15 protein-coding genes are annotated in these 16501 nt (G+C 64.8%); 7 read left to right on the forward strand and 8 right to left on the reverse strand.

Annotation, left to right across the window (positions count from 1 at the left end; genetic code table 11):
* Together HH213_RS22940 and HH213_RS22945 are read left to right on the forward strand one after the other, a co-directional pair.
* A complete protein-coding gene (locus HH213_RS22940) occupies positions 1-435 on the forward strand; it encodes a phosphate ABC transporter substrate-binding protein (protein WP_229263116.1) in 435 nt (144 codons plus the stop codon).
* Complete coding sequence (locus HH213_RS22945) at positions 432-3056, forward strand: bifunctional diguanylate cyclase/phosphodiesterase (RefSeq protein ID WP_169113771.1); 2625 nt, start codon at positions 432-434, stop codon at positions 3054-3056. The genes HH213_RS22940 and HH213_RS22945 overlap by 4 nt, the downstream gene beginning before the upstream one ends.
* Here the strand turns inward: HH213_RS22945 and HH213_RS22950 are convergent.
* The 3 genes from HH213_RS22950 to HH213_RS22960 are packed head-to-tail and all read right to left on the reverse strand — an operon-like array spanning position 3053 to position 7022.
* Complete coding sequence (locus HH213_RS22950; protein ID WP_229263117.1) at positions 3053-5155, reverse strand: TonB-dependent siderophore receptor; 2103 nt, start codon at positions 5153-5155, stop codon at positions 3053-3055. The genes HH213_RS22945 and HH213_RS22950 overlap by 4 nt on opposite strands.
* Positions 5156-5196: 41 nt before the next feature.
* Positions 5197-5817: a helix-turn-helix transcriptional regulator gene (locus tag HH213_RS22955; protein ID WP_169113772.1), complete on the reverse strand. Its 621-nt coding sequence runs from the start codon at positions 5815-5817 to the stop codon at positions 5197-5199.
* Positions 5814-7022: an MFS transporter gene (locus tag HH213_RS22960; RefSeq protein WP_169113773.1), complete on the reverse strand. Its 1209-nt coding sequence runs from the start codon at positions 7020-7022 to the stop codon at positions 5814-5816. Before HH213_RS22960 ends, HH213_RS22955 begins: the two co-directional genes overlap by 4 nt.
* A gap of 118 nt (positions 7023-7140) precedes the next feature.
* Between HH213_RS22960 and HH213_RS22965 the strand changes: the two genes are divergently transcribed.
* Both HH213_RS22965 and HH213_RS22970 read left to right on the forward strand, forming a co-directional pair.
* Entirely contained in the window at positions 7141-7488 is a 348-nt protein-coding gene (locus tag HH213_RS22965; protein WP_169113774.1) for a hypothetical protein, read from the forward strand.
* A 30-nt stretch (positions 7489-7518) separates the two neighbouring features.
* Positions 7519-8049 carry a hypothetical protein gene (locus tag HH213_RS22970; RefSeq protein ID WP_169113775.1) on the forward strand — a complete coding sequence of 177 codons (531 nt, stop codon included), beginning with the start codon at positions 7519-7521 and terminating at the stop codon, positions 8047-8049.
* On the opposite strand, the gene HH213_RS22975 is transcribed toward HH213_RS22970, so the two are convergent.
* From HH213_RS22975 to HH213_RS22985, 3 genes are all read right to left on the reverse strand, one after another.
* Complete coding sequence (locus tag HH213_RS22975; RefSeq protein ID WP_110848234.1) at positions 7991-9022, reverse strand: transporter; 1032 nt, start codon at positions 9020-9022, stop codon at positions 7991-7993. The genes HH213_RS22970 and HH213_RS22975 overlap by 59 nt on opposite strands.
* Before the next feature lie 67 nt (positions 9023-9089).
* Positions 9090-9929, reverse strand: coding sequence for an HDOD domain-containing protein (locus HH213_RS22980; RefSeq protein ID WP_110848233.1), 840 nt, complete (start codon positions 9927-9929; stop codon positions 9090-9092).
* A gap of 179 nt (positions 9930-10108) precedes the next feature.
* Positions 10109-11392, reverse strand: coding sequence for a D-amino acid dehydrogenase (locus HH213_RS22985; RefSeq protein WP_169113776.1), 1284 nt, complete (start codon positions 11390-11392; stop codon positions 10109-10111).
* Positions 11393-11490: 98 nt separating this feature from the next.
* Between HH213_RS22985 and HH213_RS22990 the strand changes: the two genes are divergently transcribed.
* From HH213_RS22990 to HH213_RS23000, 3 genes are read left to right on the forward strand one after another with little or no spacing between them, the layout of a single operon-like run.
* Positions 11491-11976 (forward strand): Lrp/AsnC ligand binding domain-containing protein, encoded by a 486-nt coding sequence (locus HH213_RS22990; protein WP_110848231.1) that lies wholly within the window; start codon positions 11491-11493, stop codon positions 11974-11976.
* Between the two features lie 55 nt (positions 11977-12031).
* On the forward strand, positions 12032-12304 hold the full coding sequence (locus HH213_RS22995; protein WP_110848230.1) for a hypothetical protein: 273 nt from the start codon (positions 12032-12034) through the stop codon (positions 12302-12304).
* Positions 12305-12355: 51 nt separating this feature from the next.
* A complete protein-coding gene (locus HH213_RS23000) occupies positions 12356-13900 on the forward strand; it encodes a hypothetical protein (protein ID WP_229263118.1) in 1545 nt (514 codons plus the stop codon).
* Here HH213_RS23000 and HH213_RS23005 read toward each other — a convergent pair.
* The gene (locus HH213_RS23005; RefSeq protein WP_161056323.1) at positions 13897-15045 is read right to left on the reverse strand and encodes an HlyD family secretion protein; all 1149 of its coding nucleotides are present in this window, start codon (positions 15043-15045) and stop codon (positions 13897-13899) included. The genes HH213_RS23000 and HH213_RS23005 overlap by 4 nt on opposite strands.
* 16 nt (positions 15046-15061) lie before the next feature.
* Positions 15062-16495, reverse strand: a complete 1434-nt coding sequence (locus HH213_RS23010) for an efflux transporter outer membrane subunit (RefSeq protein ID WP_169113778.1) — start codon at positions 16493-16495, stop codon at positions 15062-15064.
* Positions 16496-16501 lie beyond the last annotated feature (6 nt).

The raw sequence follows: 16501 nt of genomic DNA on the forward strand, positions 1-16501 counted from the left end.
ATGGCCAAGCTCCTTTCCCGTCTGCGCTGGTGTTTCGCGGTGTGCCTGCTCTTTAGCGGCATGGTCAGCGCCGCCGATTTCGTGGTGGTGGTCTCCGCCCGCAATCCGCTCAACGCGCTGCGCGCCGACCAGGTGGCGGCGATCTTTCTTGCCCAGAGCGGCCGCTTCCCCGGCGGCGCCGAGGCAGTAGCGCTCGACCTGCCGCTGGGCAGCCCGCTGCGCAACGAGTTCTATGCCACGGTGGCGGCCCGTACGCCGGCGCTGATGAAAGCTTACTGGACCAAGATGGTGTTCACCGGACGTGGCCAGCCGCCGCGCGAACTGGCCAGCAGCGTCGCCGCGCGCAAGCTGGTGGCCGACAATCCGGCCATGATCGCCTACATCGACAAGTCGGCGCTGGATGCCAGCGTCAAAGCCCTGGAGGTGATGCAATGAACTCTGCCAAAGAAAGCCTGCGCGCGCGCTGGCTGCGCCGCGGTCTCGATACCCATGTGTCGCTGCCGCTGTTTGCCTTGCTGCTGCTGGTGGCGATCTGGCTGGTGACCTTCCACGAGATCGACGCCGAACGCCAGCACGCGCAGGACGCCGCCGCCGATTCGCTGCACGAAATGCTGGGCACCTACGAAGCCCAGGTGGCGCGCAGCATCGACGGCATCGACCAGACCCTGCGCATGCTGAAGTATGCGGTGGAGCGCAAGGGGCCACTGGGCGCCTTGCCGGAGCTGGGCCGCGAAGGCTTGCTGCCGCCGGGCGTGGTGTTCGTGGTCAGCATCGTCGATCGCAACGGCGTGACGGTGGCCAGCAACCCGCGCGCGCTGTCGATTTCGGTGGCGGACCAGGGCTACTTCAAATTCCACCAGGAGCGCGACAGCGGCGCGACTTTCGTCAGCCCGGCGCTGCGCGATGCCGCCAACAGCGAATGGCATTTGCACTTCACGCGGCGTCTGGATGATGTCGACGGCAATTTCGCCGGCATCGTCATCGTCGAAACCGATCCCGCCTATTTCACCAGCAGCTATGAGCGCAGCCGGCTGGGCGAGCGCGGCATGCTCGGGCTGGTGGGATCGGACGGCGTGGTGCGCGCGCTGCGCACCGGCGACAAGATGTCGTTCGGCCAGCGCCTCGGCACCGCCGACGGCGAGATCGAAAATCAGATCGGCGGCAAATACAGCGGCATCAGCGAACTGCATGGCATCGCGTTGAATGTGCTGGTGGGGCTGGACGAGCAGGAACTGATGGCCGGCTTTGAGCGCCAGCGCCGCGAAAAGCTGTGGGAGGCCGCCACGCTCAGCGCCGGCCTGGTGGTGCTCACCGCGCTGGCCTGGCTGTGGTCCTGGCAAGGCGCGCGCTCCCGCGCCCGCATGCGGCGCGCGCAGGAAACCTATGCGGCGGCGTCGGAAGCCAGCATGGACGCGTTCTTCGTCATGCGCGAAGTGCGCAATGGCGACGGCGTGATCGTCGACTTCAAGATCGTCGAGGCCAACGTCCGCGCCGCGCAGATGACCGGCACCAGCAAGCAGGAATTGTGCAGCACCACATTGTGCCAGCTGATCCCTGCGGCACGCGGCAACGGCATGTTGAAAGGGCTGATTGAAGTGATCGCCGCCGGCGGCATGCACGAACAGGAATGGCAGAACACAGTGCCCCAGTTGCGCGCGCGCTGGCTGCACCAGCAGGTGGTGGCAGTGCAGGGCGGGATCGTGGCGATTGTGCGGGACATTTCGGAGCGCAAGGCGGCCGAGGAGCGCATGCTGCACCTGGCCCACCACGATACGCTGACCGGCCTGCCGAACCGCAGCCTGATCTCCGATCGGCTGGAGCACACCATCGCCCAGGCGCGCCGCAATGGCGGCACGGTGCTGGTGGCGTTTATGGATCTGGATGGCTTCAAACTGGTCAACGATGGCCTGGGCCACAACGCCGGCGATGAGCTGCTGAAGGTGGTGGCCGAGCGCATGTCCGGCTGCCTGCGCGAGAGCGACACCGTGGGCCGCTTCGGCGGCGACGAATTCGTGCTGCTGCTGGACGAACCGGCATCGGTGGTCGATGCGACGCCGGTGCTGGAGCGGGTACGCAAGGCGGTGCTGCAATCGATCAGCGTCAGCGGCCAGGAAGTGCAGGTCAGCTGTAGCATCGGCGTGGCCGTGTATCCGAATGACGGCGGCGACGCCGGCACGCTGCTGATGAACGCCGATGCCGCCATGTACCGCGCCAAGGAACTGGGCAAGAACAATATCCAGTTCTACACCCGCGAGATGAACGCCAGCATCGAGGAAAAGCTGCTGCTGCTGGAAGGCTTGCGCAGCGCGCTGGACGAGCGCCAGTTCCGGCTGGTGTACCAGCCCAAGGTGGACCTGCGCACCGGCCGCGTGTTCGGCGTCGAGGCGCTGGTGCGGTGGGACCATCCCGAGCATGGCGTGATCGGGCCGGATCGCTTCATTCCGCTGGCCGAGGAAAGCGGCATGATCATCGCGTTGGGCGACTGGGTGTTGCGCAGCGCCTGCGCGCAGAACCGCGCCTGGCAGCGCGCCGGCCTGGCGCCGCTGCGGATTTCAGTCAACGTCTCGCCGCGCCAGTTCGAAGATCCGCAACTGGTGGAGCGCGTGCAGCGCGCGCTGGCCGACAGCGGCCTGACGGCGGAATGGCTGGAACTGGAAGTGACCGAAGGCGTGATCATGCGCGACCTGCAGCAGGCCGTGGCCAAGATGGCGGCGGTGCGGGCGATGGGCGTGTCGTTGTCGATCGACGATTTTGGCACCGGTTATTCCAGCCTGTCGGCGTTGAAGTCGTTCCCGATTTCGACGCTGAAGATCGACAAGTCGTTCGTGCGCGATCTGGGCCGCAGCAGCGGCGACGAGGCGATCGCCAGTTCCATCATCGGCCTGGCGCATCGCCTCAAGCTGCGGGTGATCGCGGAAGGTGTGGAGACCGAACAGCAGCGCAGCTTCCTGCGCGAGAACGGCTGTGACGAGATGCAGGGCTATCTGTTCAGCCGTCCGCTGCCGCCGGAACAACTGGCGCTACTGTTAGTTGCGCCAGTCATTGAAGCCGCTTAGTAGGTCCAGCTCAGCGTGGCGCTGCCGTTGCGCGGCGCTGCGTACAGCGACTGCGTCCAATACAGGCTGGTCAAATACTTCTTGTCGGTGACGTTGTTCAGGTTGAGTGAGAGCGACAGGTGCTTGTCGATTTCGTAGCGCGCCATCAGGCCCAGCGTGGCATACGATGGTTGCACCGTGCGGATGCCCGGCTCCTGGTCGGTCGACGTCTCGCTCTGCCACGCCAGCGTGGCGCCGACTTTCAGCTTCGGTTCGGCCGCCAGGCGATAGGTGGTGTTGGCGCGCAGCGTGGTGCGCGGCACGTAGGTCCGTACCGTGACGCCGTTGTCGCCCTTGATCGAGGTCAGGCGGGTCAGACCGGCGCTCGCTTCCCAGCCTTTGGCCAGCTCGCCCGAGCTGTCGAATTCAAAGCCCTTCGATTCCGCATTGATGCCGCGATAGTAAGCCTTGGCGCCGATGATGCCGGCCTGCTCGGCGGTGTTCTCCTGCTTGGTCTGGAACAGGGCGCCGGATACATTCAGCTTGTTGTCGAACAGCGCGGCTTTCAGGCCGGCTTCGGTGGTCTTGCCTTCGACCGGATCGAGCGGCACGCCGTTGGCGTCGGTCTCGCTTTGCGGATTGAAGATCTGCGTGTGGCTGGCGTAGGCCGACAGCTCGCGGGTGATGTCATACACCACGCCCACGTACGGCGTGGTCTTGCTGGCGGACTTGTACTTGCTGGTGCCGTAGGACTCGCCGCTGCTGCGCGCGCGGGTGCTGTTCAGACCGGTCAGCACTTTCCAGTCGTCGGCCAGGTTGAAGCGGGCCGCCAGGTAGACCGTGTTGCGCCGGTCCTCGTAGTGGCTGCCGTCGTAGGCGGCGTCGAAGGTCGGCATCGGATAGCTGCCGTCAAACGCGGTCTGGCCCGGCAGTTCGGTGCCGATGCCCTGGCCATAGTTGGAGAAGTCGCTCAGCTTGGAGCGCGACCAGCTGTAGCCGAAGGCCAGGTCGTGCTGGCGGCCGCCCAGCATGAACTTGCCGTCCACCGCGATATCGGCTAGCGTCTGTTTCTGGTCGGCGCCGTATTGCGACGGGTAAGCATACAGGCCGCCGCCCACGCCCTTGACCGGGGTGCCGTAGACGTACTGCAGGTCGGAGTCGGACTTGTCGGTGATGTAGTTGAGCGTGCCTTGCACATGCCAGCCCTGGCCGAGGTTGTGGTTCAGCTCGGCGAAGGTGCTGTTGGTGGTGGTGTCCCAGCGCGACCAGCTGGCCGAGGTGCTGGTGCCGATTGGATAGTTGGTCGGCGTGCCGTCGGTGTAGTACAGCGGCAGCGCGCCCCACATCGGGCCCTTGTCGCGGTTGGTTTCGTAGGTGTGGCCGACGGTCAGCAGGGTGTCCTTGCTCAGGTGGGCGTCGATCACGGCGTAGGCGACGTCTTTCTTCGGCGCATAGCGGTCCAGATAGGAATCGCTTTGCTGGTGCACCAGCACGGCGCGGCCGGCGACGCTGCCGCTTTCGTTCAGCGCGGTGCTGACGTCGCCTTCAATGCGGCGGTCGTTCCACGAACCGACGGTGACGCTGGCGCTGGCCTGGGTGCCGACGGTCGGTCGCTTGCGGATGAAGTTGACAGTGGCCGACGGATTGCCGGTCGACGCCATCAGGCCGTTGGCGCCGCGCACCACGTCGATGCGCTCGTACAGCGCGGTGTCGAGATCGCCCTGGATGTTGCCGAAGACGACAGGCATGCCGACGCCGTCATACTGGAAGTTGACGATGTCGAAGCCGCGCGCGGTGTAGTAGGTGCGGCTGGTTTCGACTTTTTCGACGGTGACGCCGGTGGTGGTGGCCAGCACCTGGTTGATGTTGTCGAGTTTGAAGTCGTCCATCAGCGCGCGGCTGACCACCGAAATCGATTGCGGCGTTTCGCGCAGCGACAGTTCCAGCTTGCCGGCCGACTTGGTGGCGCGCGTGGTATAGGAGTCCTGCTCCGAGGCGCCGGTCACGGTGACCGTCTGCAACTGCGTTTCAGGGACATCGTCGGTGGCGGCCAGAGCGTGGCTGGTGTAAATCATCGACAGCGCCAGCAACATGGGACGCAGGGGCAGGTGACGGGGCATGCACAACTCCTTAATAAGAATCGAAATGAGAACGATTCTTATTATATCTTCTTGATGACATACACGCAACGTCGCGCGCCGGCCAGCATGTGCTCCACGCGGCCGACCGAGCAGTCCGGTCCCAGCACGCGCTGGAACAGGTCCAGCTCCGAGCGGCAGAATTGCTGGCACTGTTTGGCGGCGGCACAGATCGGGCAGTGGTTTTCCACCAGCAGCAGGCTGCCGTCGGCCTGGGTTTCGATGTCGGCCATATAGCCTTCGGCGCTGCGCGCCTGCGCCAGTGCCTGCACGCGCTCGGGCAGGTTGCGGGCGGCGGCCAGGTGCTGGCGGTAATCGCGCTCGCTGATCTGTTCGCGCGAGGTGATCAGCTTTTCCAGGCCGGCGTCGCCGAACAGGCTGCGCACCTGGTCGATCAGCTGCACGGTCAGCTCGGCGTGGCGGTCGGGAAAGCGCGCGTGGCCGGCGTCGGTCAGCAGCCAGCGGCGCGATGGCCGGCCCGGCTTGTCGGCCACGTCTTCGTAGGTGACCATGCCTTTTTCCTGCCACGCTTCCAGCTGCTTGCGGGCGCCCATCGAGGTCAGGTCCAGCAGTGTCGCCAGTTGCTGGGCGGTTTGCGGGCCGCGCGTCTTGATCAGGAAGAGCGTGTGGTCGGCGGTGTTCATGCCGTCACCTCCGTCTGCATGCTGTGGTGCCAGCTGAGCATGCGCCAGGCCGACCAGGCTGTGAGGGCGGCGCCCAGCAGCAGGATCAGGCGGGTGTCGATCAGCGTCAGCACCGCGCCGACCAGCGCCATGATGATGTTGGCCAGGCAGAAGGTGGTGGAAATCAGCCCCATCACCGCGCCCTGGCCGTGGGCGCCGCCGAAGCGTTCGGCGCAGTAGTTGGGCACGATGGCGTTATAAAAGGAGTGCGGAATGCCGTACAGGACGATGCACAGGATGCCGAAGGTGGCGTTGCTGGCCGCCAGCGCGGCGATGATGCCGGCCACGGCAAACGCATAGCGACGCGCGCGCAGCAGCGGTTCGCCCTGGAACGGACGGCCGGCCACAATGGTGGTGGCGGTCATGACGGCGCACATGGCGGCGGTGGTCCAGGCGATGCCCTGGGCGCCGTAGCCCGGCACTTCCACCAGCCACAGCGGGTAGAACTCGTAGAAGCCGGTGACGCCGCAGGTGTAGGCCAGCGTGATGATGAACAGGCTGCGCAGGTCTGGTTCGCGCAGCAGGTTGAGCGCGTGGCGGTGGCGCGCTACTTGCCACCAGGAGGTGGTGGCGGCGGACGGGGCTTCCTTCGGCAGCGTGATGGCAACCAGTGCGGCGACCAGCAACAGCGCGGCGACGGCGACCCAGAATGGCGTGGTGATACCGAATTGCAGCGTGGCGCCGGCCAGCAGCGGTCCGGCCAGCCAGCCCATGTAGAAGGCGCCGTTCAGCCACGACAGCGCTTTGCGGCGCAGGTCGCCCTCGAGGCGGTCGGCCAGCAGCGCGCGGGCCACCGAGCCGCTGCCTTCCAGCAGGCCGGTGACGAAGCGGGCGATGATGAACAACGGGTAGTTTTCAATCAGCAGCGCGGCGGCGGTAACGGCGTGGCCGATGGCGGCGCCGACCGCAGTAATCAGCAGCACCGGGCGGCGGCCGTAGCGGTCGGACATCGGGCCGAGCAGGGCGGAACCGATCAGCAGGCCGATCGGGTTGATGGTCAGTGCCAGGCCGAACAGCAGCTTGGGCGGCAGGCCGAGGAAGGCGTTCAGGCCGTTGGTCGCGCCGGCCGCGAACAGCGGCGGCAGGATCGGGTACGGCAACGCCGCGCCGATCGTGGAAAGCAGGGCTAGCAGGCAGGCGGAGAAGATCAGTAGGGACGTTTTCATGCCCTCCACTGTACTGCCGGTGCGATAATAAGTAAACGAAAAAGTTTATTTATTGGTTTGATCTGACTCAACCCTGCCCAGCTTGCCAGACGCCAGCCGCATGGCGCAGGATGGTTACATGGAAACCGACACCACACAAATGAGTGAGCAATTGGCCTCGATTGATCGGCGACTAACGGTCGTCGAGTACGAGGTTGCCGGGCTGAAGCGCCAAGTGGACACGTTGACTGAGGCCGTCGCTGTACTGACCACTGAGGTGACGGTGCTGTCCAGAACGGCCGCTACCAAGGAAGACATTGCCCGGATTGACGCCACGCTTGCGGCCCTCCAGGCAAACTGCGCCACCAAGGCCGATCTGGCGCTGCTGGAAACGCGCATCATGAAGTGGATGATCACCACGCTGGTGGGCGTGGCGGCGCTGAATTCCACCTTGGTACTCGTCGTGGTCAAGCTGTTGCAGGTATGATGCGGGCATTGCTATCGACGTCATCTGATTATGAAAGACTGGTTTGCCAGCGAGCGCGGGGCGTATTTTTTCCTGTTGCTCGGCATCGGCCTGATCGCGCTGTTTGGCGCGCTGGAGTATCGTTTCCCGAAAGCGGAGCAGCTGGAGACGGCGCGCGGCCGCGTGCTATGGCAGCAGGAGACGCACGGGGCGATGTATTTCATCCTGTCGGATAAACAGCAATTGGTGCTGTACACCAAGGGCGACCCCGACATCCGCCAGCGCCAGACGATTCGTGATGCGGAGCTGTATCCGGTCAGCGTGAAATTCTATCGTCAGCAAAAAGCCGGCACCGGCTTTGCGCCGGGCGATTTTTATACCGCCTACGTGGTGGCGGTCGGCGGCAAGGAGGTGGCCAGCCTGGATGCGGTGCGCAGCGCCTATCGCCGCGACAACCTGACCGCGCTGGTGCTCGGCATCCTGGCTACCCTGGCCGGCATATGGCGGGTGCGGATGCTGAAGTTCAGTCCGTCCCCACGTCGCGCTGACGACGAAACGCCAGCCAGCCGGCGATCACGGTAAAACTCGCCACGATCACCACCACCACCAAAAAGCCATGCTCGGACTGGGCCAGCGGAATGCCGCCCACGTTCATCCCCATCAGGCCGGCGATGATGTTGATCGGCAGCGCCAACACGGTCACCACGGTTAGCACGAACAGGCTGTGATTGTTGGCCTCGCTGGCCAGCGCCGCAATCTCCTCCTGGATCAGTTTGATCCGTTCCTGCAGCGACGCCATGTCCGCCAGCACCATCGAGAATTCCTCGGTTGACTGGCGCAGCTCCTGCGCGTCGATCTCGGCCATCCACGCCGGCGGCTTTTGCAGCAGGCGGAACAGCGCGGACGGTTCCGGCGCCAGCAGACGCTGCAGCCGCACCAGCACCCGTCGCAAGGCGCCCAGGCTGGCGCGCTTGGTGGTCAGCTTGCCGGCCAGCAGATTATCTTCGATGCCGTCGACGGTGCTGATGGCGTCACGCACGATCTTGATCAGCGCATCGGCCTGGTCGCGCAGCAGATGGATCAGCAGCTCGACCGATGAGCGGATCGGCTCGCCGTTGCGCACCGCATTGCGCAGGCTGTCCACCGCGCGCAGCGGCTTGCGGCGGGCGCTGATGACGATTTGCCGGTCGACGCTCAGCCACAGCGTGGAAATGTCGGACGGCTCGAAGGTGAAGTCGTGCACCACATCATTGACCACCGCCACCAGCGTGTTGTCGGCCAGTTCGATGCGGGTCGAGCGCGGGCCTTCGTGCAGGCTGTCGTAGAACTCTTCCGCCAGTTCGGTGTGCTCGTGCAGCCATTTTTCGCTGGCGGTGTTGGCCAGGTTGTAGTGCAGCCAGATGAATTCCTGCGGTGTCTGTTCGCGTTGCTTGAGCCAGCGGCAGGCGGCGTCGGTGTCCAGCGGAATCGCCTTGCCGTCGCCGTCGCGGCCGAACAGATAGCCGCATACCAGGCCGGATTGATCGGAGCCGTAGGACAGTGGCGCAGCTTGCATGCAGATTCTCCATCAGGGATGAGCCAGAAGCCGCCTGCGCCGGACGGCTCCGGAGGTACAGCGTTGGTTAGACCAGCAGGGCCGCGCTCATGTCGGCGGCGTCGCGTTTGGCGTCTTCCAGCATCGACGCCAGTCGCTGCTCGTCGATGAACAGGTCGATGGCGGAGTCGGAATGCGGCGGCAGGTCGCGCTGCGGTTCCTGCAACGGCGACTTGACCGGCGTCAGGTGGTTGGCCAGCAGCAGCGTGTCGAGCAGCGTGTCGGGCGGGATCGACATGAAACTGTCGCGCAGGCCTTCGATGGCGTCGGCCACCGGCTCGGGAATGCACAGCTTGCGCATCACTTCGCGGGTGATGATTTCTTCGCTGGCCGAGTGCCAGTTTTCCGGGTCCTCGTCCAGCAGGCCCGGGAACTCGTCAGCGCGCGACAGCAGGTAGAAGCCGCCGACCTCATGCACGATGCCGGCGAACAGCGCGGTATCTTCGTTGACGCCGGTGACGTGGCGCGCGATCAGGCGGCCCAGCGCGGCGACGGCGATGGTGTGGTCCCACAGCTTTTCCGCCATGTTGCGCACCTTGGGGTCGGTGATCTTGCTGCCGAACTGGCGCACCACCATGGCGGCCGCCAGCGCAAACAGGTTCTGGTAGCCGATGCGCATGATGGCGCCGCGCACATTGGTCACTACCGGCGCGCCGGCGCGGTTGAACATGGCCGAGTTGGCGATGGCCACGGTTTTCGCTGCCAGCAAGGGTTCCGCCAGCACCAGGCTGATCGCGGTATCGATCGGGCAATCGGGATCGTCCAATGCCAGTTGGACGCGCAGCGCCGCGTTGACGCTGGTCGGAAAGATGAGTTCGCCACGGATGGCCAGGGCCGCAATATGGCCAAATGCTTCTAATTTATTCATGGTCAAAATTATACGCAGGCTTGGCCCCAATCTCAACGCTCATGCAGGCGTTGTTGCGGGTTCGGCGGCAGATAGGGCGGCAATGCGACAGATGATGACGCGCGGGCGGGCTAGGCGCGGGAAATAAGGCGGACGCGGCGCGCTGATCGGGCGCCGCGTCCGTGGTGAAGGGACGCCGGTCAGGCGTTGGCCAGTTGCGGTTGGCGGGTGGTGCGGGTGGTGTGGTAGCGGCTGACCGACAGGTCGTCGGCGCGGATCGCTGGACGGTGGGCCGAGATCAGGTCCGACAGCAGTTGCGCCGAACCGCACGACATGGTCCAGCCCAAGGTGCCGTGACCGGTGTTGATGAACAGGTTGCGCAGGCCAGTGCGGCCGACGATCGGCGTACCGTCCGGCGTCATCGGACGCAGGCCGGTCCAGAAGCTGGCGGCGGCGGTGTTGCCGGCGCCGGGGAACAGGTCGTTGACCACCATTTCCAGCGTTTCACGGCGGCGCGGATTCAAGTCGGTGTTGAAGCCGGCGATCTCGGCCATGCCGCCGACGCGGATGCGGTCGTCAAAGCGGGTAACGGCGATCTTGTAGGTTTCGTCCAGAATGGTCGAGACCGGCGCAGCGCTGGCGTTGACGATCGGCACGGTGATCGAATAGCCCTTCATCGGGTAGACCGGAATCTGCACCAGGTCTTTCAGCAGCGCGGTCGAATAGGAGCCCATGGCCACCACGTAGGATTCGGCGGTCACCAGCTCGTCGCCGCATTTGACGCCACGGATGGCGTCGCCTTCGGTCAGCAGGCCGGTGATATCGACGCCGTAGCGGAACTTGACGCCCAGCTCTTCCGCCATGGCGGTCAGGCGGGTGGTGAACAGCTGGCAGTCGCCGGTTTCATCGTTGGGCAGGCGCAGGCCGCCGACCAGCTTGTTGCGGGCCAGACCGGGCTCGGCGCCGACCAGTTGTTCGCGGCTCAGCAGTTCGTAGGGCACGCCGGTTTCTTCCAGCACGCTGATGTCCTTGGCGGCGGCGTCCATCTGCTCTTGCGTGCGGAACAGCTGGGTCGTACCTTGTTGGCGGCCTTCGTATTCGATGCCGGTCGAGGCGCGCAGGGCTTTAAAGCAGTCGCGGCTGTACTCGGCCAGACGCACCATGCGTTCCTTGTTGATGGCGTAACGGTCGGCGGTGCAGTTTTGCAGCATCTGCCACATCCACTGCAGCTGGAACAGCGTGCCGTCGGGCGTGATGGACAGCGGGGCGTGACGCTGCAGCATCCACTTCATGGCTTTCAGCGGGATGCCGGGCGCGGCCCAGGGCGAAGCGTAGCCGGGCGAAATCTGGCCAGCATTGGCGAAGCTGGTTTCGAGGGCTGGACCGGGCTGGCGGTCAAGCACGGTAACGTCATGGCCGGCTTTGGCCAGATAGTAGGCGCTGGTGACGCCGATGACGCCGCTACCCAGGATTACGACACGCATAGAGTCCCCCGATTATTTAACTACCAGATATTCCGCTATGGTATTCTCGTTTGTATAGTGTTTGTTACTATATATCTTCGTAAAAATAGTGGATTTTCATGAGAATTCAAAAAGAATCGGTTAGAAGTCTCGACAAACTGGACAGAAAGATATTGCAGATCCTGCAGGAGGATGGGCGCATCTCGATGAAGGACCTGGGCGAGCAGGTGGGGCTGTCGACCACGCCGACCATTGAGCGGGTCAAGCGCATGGAACGCGATGGCGTGATTACCGGCTATCACGCGCGCATTGATCCGCCGTCGCTGGGCGCCAAGTTGCTGGTGTTTGTGGAGATTACGCTGAACCAGAAGTCCGGCCCCGCGTTCGAGCAGTTCCGGCGCGAGGTGCTGCGGATTCCGGAAGTGCAGGAGTGTCATCTGGTGTCGGGGGATTTTGATTACCTGATCAAGGCGCGGATTCATGAGATGGCCGAGTACCGCAATCTGCTGGGCGATATGCTGCTCAGTTTGCCGGGGGCGGCGCAGTCGAAAAGCTATGTCGTCATGGAGGAAATCAAGGAGACGCTGACGCTAGCGACCGGTTGATGCAGATCAAAGTGCGCCGCTTGCAATCGACGGCGAGCGGCGCATACTGTTTTGCATGAACTCCATTGAATCCACCAAATACCGCAAACGTCTTGAGGAGGGCGGTGTGCCGCCCCAGCAAGCGCTGGCGCACGCCGATGCGCTAGGCGAAGTATTGGAGAACCTTAAAGAGACCTTGGCTACCAAGGATTGGGTGCGGGCCGAAATCAGCCGGCAACTGCAAGACCTCAAGATTGACCTGTTGAAGTGGATGTTTACGATGTTTATCGCCCAGACTGGCATCACCATCGGCACTGTCATCGCCCTCATCCGCTACCTGCCTCATTGAGCCCGCTTCAGTTACAATGCCATTATGGCATCACAACCAACTGGAGCAGGCGTGAATAGTTCGTCGTCGCAGCTCGTCGTCCGTTCGCTGGACGAACACTTATCTTCCGACCAGAGTTTCAGCTCCGCCTACGCGCGCGCCGTGGGGGCGATTGCCGGCAACCAAGGCAGCCTCACGCTGGCCCAGTTCGCCGCTGTCACCGATATCGCCGGCGACGGCCAATCCTCCGCCGTGTTCACCGCGCTGGTGCTGAACGCCATCGAATCCGGGGTGGAAGTCGATTGGGCGCTGAATGCGCTCAGCCGCAGCTGCGCCGGCATCGACCAGGCCGCGCGCGAACAGGCGCTGCACATGGTGATTCCGCTGCTGGCGCTGCACGGCGCCGACGCCCGCGCGCTGGCGCAGCGGCTGGCCAAGTCCCTGGCGGTCAGGGTGTCGCCGGACGATTTGAGCCGCTTGCCGCAGTCGGAGGAGCGCGGCATCCTGGCCAACCTCGGCGAACAGGCGCGCCGCCTGGTGCGTGGCCGCTCGGTGGCCGACGCGGTGGCGGACTTTGGCCGCACCGCGGGCCAGCCGGCGCTGGTCGATCATGCGCGCCACTTCCAGTCCGGCGAAATCGATCACGTGCAGTTGCGCGAACTGGTCAGCGGCACCACGGCCGCCATTGCGCAGGACATCAACGCCTATCTGGAACAGGCGCGCCTGCTGGCGGTGGGCGAGACGGCGGCAGCGTCGCTGGTGACGGCGGCGAATGAGATGAAAAACCAGGTGGCGCAGCGGCTGGTGCTGGTCGAACAGCGCATCGCCTACGAGCGTCGCTTGTTGGTCGAGGAAATCGACGACGCCGTGCACGATGCCGGCAACGCCATCGAGCTGGCGATGACCGACCGCCTGAATACCGACAAGTGGAAAGACGAGGATGTGTGGGCCAGCATCGGCCGCAACCAGTTCGGGCAGGAGATGGAGCGGCGGCTGGACCGCATCGTGCGGCGCAAGGAGCAGGCCTTGCATCTGCTGCAGGAAGATCTGCGGCTGTTCCAGTCGGGGATGAAGCTGGGGCAGGCCTCGGTGTTCCAGCGTCAGCACCATGCAGCGCTGGCGCGCCTGATGCCGCGTTTGCGGGTCGGCACGCGCATCGTCAACAAGCTGGATACGGCGGCCAATGTGACGCTGGTCAGCGGCGCGGCGGTGGCGGCCAGCACCGGCACGGCGGCGTATCTGATCGGTGCGGCGGTGGTGTTGCCGGTGGTGGCGCCAGTGGCGCCGTTTGTCGGCGGCGCGGTACTGCTGGCCGGGGCGTTCAAGTGGTTTACCGATGGCGGCAAGCGCAAACGCACCGAGATCCGCGACAAGCGCCTGACGTTTGAGGAGGAGTTGCGCAAGCAGCTGCTGGCGGCGGAGCAGTCGTTCAATGTGCAGCTGGACCAGGTGGCGGAAGGCTTCCGCGATTCGGCCTTGCAAGTGTTGACGCCGATTTTGCTGGAGGCCGAAGCGGCGGGACGCGTGCCCGGCATGCGCCAGCGGATCGCCGACCGCGTCATCACGCAAGCGCAGGCGGCAATCCGGCAGCTCGACACGGAGCTGCTGAAGGCTTAAAGGTTGTGCGCGATGATGGCGTCGGCTGCGGTGGCGGCTTGCTGCAAGGGCTGATTCAGCGCCTGCGTGGTGTACACCGGCGTTTGCGGCATGGCCGCGCCCAGCACCGGCCCGTCGGTCTTGCTGATGTCCACCGACACGGTAGTCGACAAACCAATCCGCAGCGGATGTTCCTGCAACTCCTTGGCGTCCAGTGCAATCCGCACCGGCAGGCGCTGTACCACCTTGATCCAGTTACCGCTGGCGTTCTGCGCCGGCAGCAGCGAGAAGGCGCTACCGGTGCCGGCCGACAGCCCCACTACGCGTCCATGGAACTCCACCTTGCTGCCATACATATCCGCCTCCACCTTGGCTGGCTGGCCGACGCGGATATTCTTCAACTCCGATTCCTTGAAATTGGCATCCACCCATAACTGGTCCAGCGGCACGATGGCCATCAGCGACGTTCCCGGCGTGGCGCGCGCGCCGATCTGCACGCTGCGCTTGGCCACATAGCCCGACACCGGCGCCAGGATGGTATTGCGGCGTGACGCCAGCCACGCCTGCACATAATCCGCCTTGGCCGCTTGCACCGCCGGATGCTGCGCCACCGCTACGCCGCTGACGCCGGCCTTGGCCGCTTCTTCCTGCTTGAGCGCGACCGCAATCGCGGCGCGCGCATCGTCCACCGCCTGGCGCGCGTGCGCCACTTCCTCGCCGGAGACCGTGTGATCGGCCGCCAGCGGCTTGCGGCGCGCCAGATCGTCTTCGGCGTTCTTCAATTGCAGCTTGCGCAGCGTGACCGTGGCGTCATATTGCGCCACGTCGGCATAACGCTGGCGTTGCTGGCGCACGGCGGCGCCCAGCTTGGCGTCGGCCTGCTGCAAGGCGATGTCCGCGTCGGCGGCATCCAGCTGGATCAGCGGCGCGCCGGCTTGCACCATCTGCGTTTCATCGGCGCGGATGGCGATCACGTTGCCGGTCACCTGCGACGACAGGTTAACCAGATTGCCGCCGACGTAGGCGTTGTCGGTCTCCTGGATCTTGGACAGCACGATTTCGTAATAGGCCGCATAGGCGACGCCGGCGGCGATGAAGGCCAGCGTGATCGCGGCCAGTACGGCCTTGCGTTTTTTGTCGTTAGGTTGGGTGGTGTCAGTGCTCATGATAATGTCCGTTGAATTATTTGGATGCAGTCGCCAGCGGCGCTTCTTCGTGATAGCCGCCGCCCAGCGCGTTGGTCAGCGCGACTTCGGCCAGCAGTTGGATCTGTTGCAGATACAGGTCGGCATCCTGCTGCTTGAGCAGCGCCAGGCGCGCATTTAGCACGCTGGCGTTGTTGGCCAGGCCTTGATCCATGCGCGCCTGCGCGGACGCCACTTGCGCGCGCGCCGACGCAGTCGCCGCCGTTTGCTGCGTAATCTGCTGTTCGATGCCTTGCAGCTGCGCGCCGCCTTGCGCCACGTCGCGCACGGCCTCGATGATGGTCTGGTTGTATTCGGCGATGCGCTCGTTGCGGGCGGTGCGGGCGCCGTCCAGCTGCGCGTCCAAGCGCTTGCTGTCGAACAGCGGCAGCGACAACGTCGGTCCCACATACAGCGTACGGCTGGCGGCTTGCAACAGGTTCTCCACCTTGACGGTATCGAGGCCGATAGAGCCCGTCAGGTTCACATCCGGGTAAAACGCAGCCTTGGCGGCGTCGATCCGGCTCAGCGAGGCCTCCAGCTTCCAGCGCGCGGCCTGCAGGTCGGGACGGCGCGCCAGCAGCTCGATGCCGAGGCGGGCGGGCAGGGCGTGCGGCGTTGGCGACAGCGCCGCAGGTTTCAGATCGGCCAGCGCGGTGTTGTCGGCGCCCGCCAGCGCGCGCAATGCTTCGCGTTCGTGCTCGATGTCGGACTTGAGCTGCATCTGCTGTTTGCGGATCAGGCTCAGTTCCATGTCGGCGGCGCGCTGGTCGTCGGCGGTGGTCAGGCCGCGCGCCACGCGTTTAGCCTGGTCCTGCACCAGCGCCGTTTGTGTGGCGGCCAGTTGCTCGGTGTTGGCCAGTCGCGCCCACGCGCCCTGCAGGCGGAAATAGCTCTGGGTGATGGACGCGGCCAGCGCCTGTTCGGCTTCCGCGTAGGTGGCGCGGCCGGCATTCAGTTCGCCGACGGCGGCCGCCACTTGCGCGCGGTTCTTGCCCCACCAGTCGAAGTTGTAGCGCAGGTCGAGGCGCAGCGTCTCTTCAGTGTAATAAGCGCCGCCGATCGGCGCCGGGAACAGGCCGGTGCCGGAATAGCGCTGGCGGTTGGCGTTGGCGTACAGCGAAGTCTCCAGCCCCAGGTCCGCCAGACTGCGCGACAGCGAGGAACGCGCGGTGCCAATGTGGGCCGCCGCCACTTCCAGCGACGGGCCGCTGGCCAGCGCCTGCTTGATGATGGCGTTCAGCTGTTCGTCGTGGTAGGCGGTCCACCACTGCGCTTCCGGCCAGCCTTCGTGCGCCAGCTTGATGTTGGACGACAGTTCGGCGCTGGCGATGTCGCGCTTGGCCAATGGATGGGTGTCGGGCGCGATCGCGGCGCAGCCGGCCAGCGCCAGGGCCATGACGAGCAAGGTTGGTTGTAATAGTGTTTTCATTCGGTT

The organism is Duganella dendranthematis (assembly GCF_012849375.1).
Lineage (GTDB): Bacteria > Pseudomonadota > Gammaproteobacteria > Burkholderiales > Burkholderiaceae_D > Rugamonas > Rugamonas dendranthematis.

What these genes read in the sequence shown, in the direction of transcription:
- HH213_RS22990 (WP_110848231.1), top strand. Translation starts at nt 11,491, where the DNA reads ATGAGAATTCAAAAAGAATCGGTTAGAAGTCTCGACAAACTGGACAGA.
- HH213_RS22955 (WP_169113772.1), bottom strand. Translation starts at nt 5,817, where the DNA reads ATGAACACCGCCGACCACACGCTCTTCCTGATCAAGACGCGCGGCCCG.
- HH213_RS23005 (WP_161056323.1), bottom strand. Translation starts at nt 15,045, where the DNA reads ATGAGCACTGACACCACCCAACCTAACGACAAAAAACGCAAGGCCGTA.
- HH213_RS22965 (WP_169113774.1), top strand. Translation starts at nt 7,141, where the DNA reads ATGGAAACCGACACCACACAAATGAGTGAGCAATTGGCCTCGATTGAT.
- HH213_RS22945 (WP_169113771.1), top strand. Translation starts at nt 432, where the DNA reads ATGAACTCTGCCAAAGAAAGCCTGCGCGCGCGCTGGCTGCGCCGCGGT.
- HH213_RS22940 (WP_229263116.1), top strand. Translation starts at nt 1, where the DNA reads ATGGCCAAGCTCCTTTCCCGTCTGCGCTGGTGTTTCGCGGTGTGCCTG.
- HH213_RS22975 (WP_110848234.1), bottom strand. Translation starts at nt 9,022, where the DNA reads ATGCAAGCTGCGCCACTGTCCTACGGCTCCGATCAATCCGGCCTGGTA.
- HH213_RS22950 (WP_229263117.1), bottom strand. Translation starts at nt 5,155, where the DNA reads ATGCCCCGTCACCTGCCCCTGCGTCCCATGTTGCTGGCGCTGTCGATG.
- HH213_RS22985 (WP_169113776.1), bottom strand. Translation starts at nt 11,392, where the DNA reads ATGCGTGTCGTAATCCTGGGTAGCGGCGTCATCGGCGTCACCAGCGCC.
- HH213_RS22980 (WP_110848233.1), bottom strand. Translation starts at nt 9,929, where the DNA reads ATGAATAAATTAGAAGCATTTGGCCATATTGCGGCCCTGGCCATCCGT.
- HH213_RS23010 (WP_169113778.1), bottom strand. Translation starts at nt 16,495, where the DNA reads ATGAAAACACTATTACAACCAACCTTGCTCGTCATGGCCCTGGCGCTG.
- HH213_RS22995 (WP_110848230.1), top strand. Translation starts at nt 12,032, where the DNA reads ATGAACTCCATTGAATCCACCAAATACCGCAAACGTCTTGAGGAGGGC.
- HH213_RS22960 (WP_169113773.1), bottom strand. Translation starts at nt 7,022, where the DNA reads ATGAAAACGTCCCTACTGATCTTCTCCGCCTGCCTGCTAGCCCTGCTT.
- HH213_RS22970 (WP_169113775.1), top strand. Translation starts at nt 7,519, where the DNA reads ATGAAAGACTGGTTTGCCAGCGAGCGCGGGGCGTATTTTTTCCTGTTG.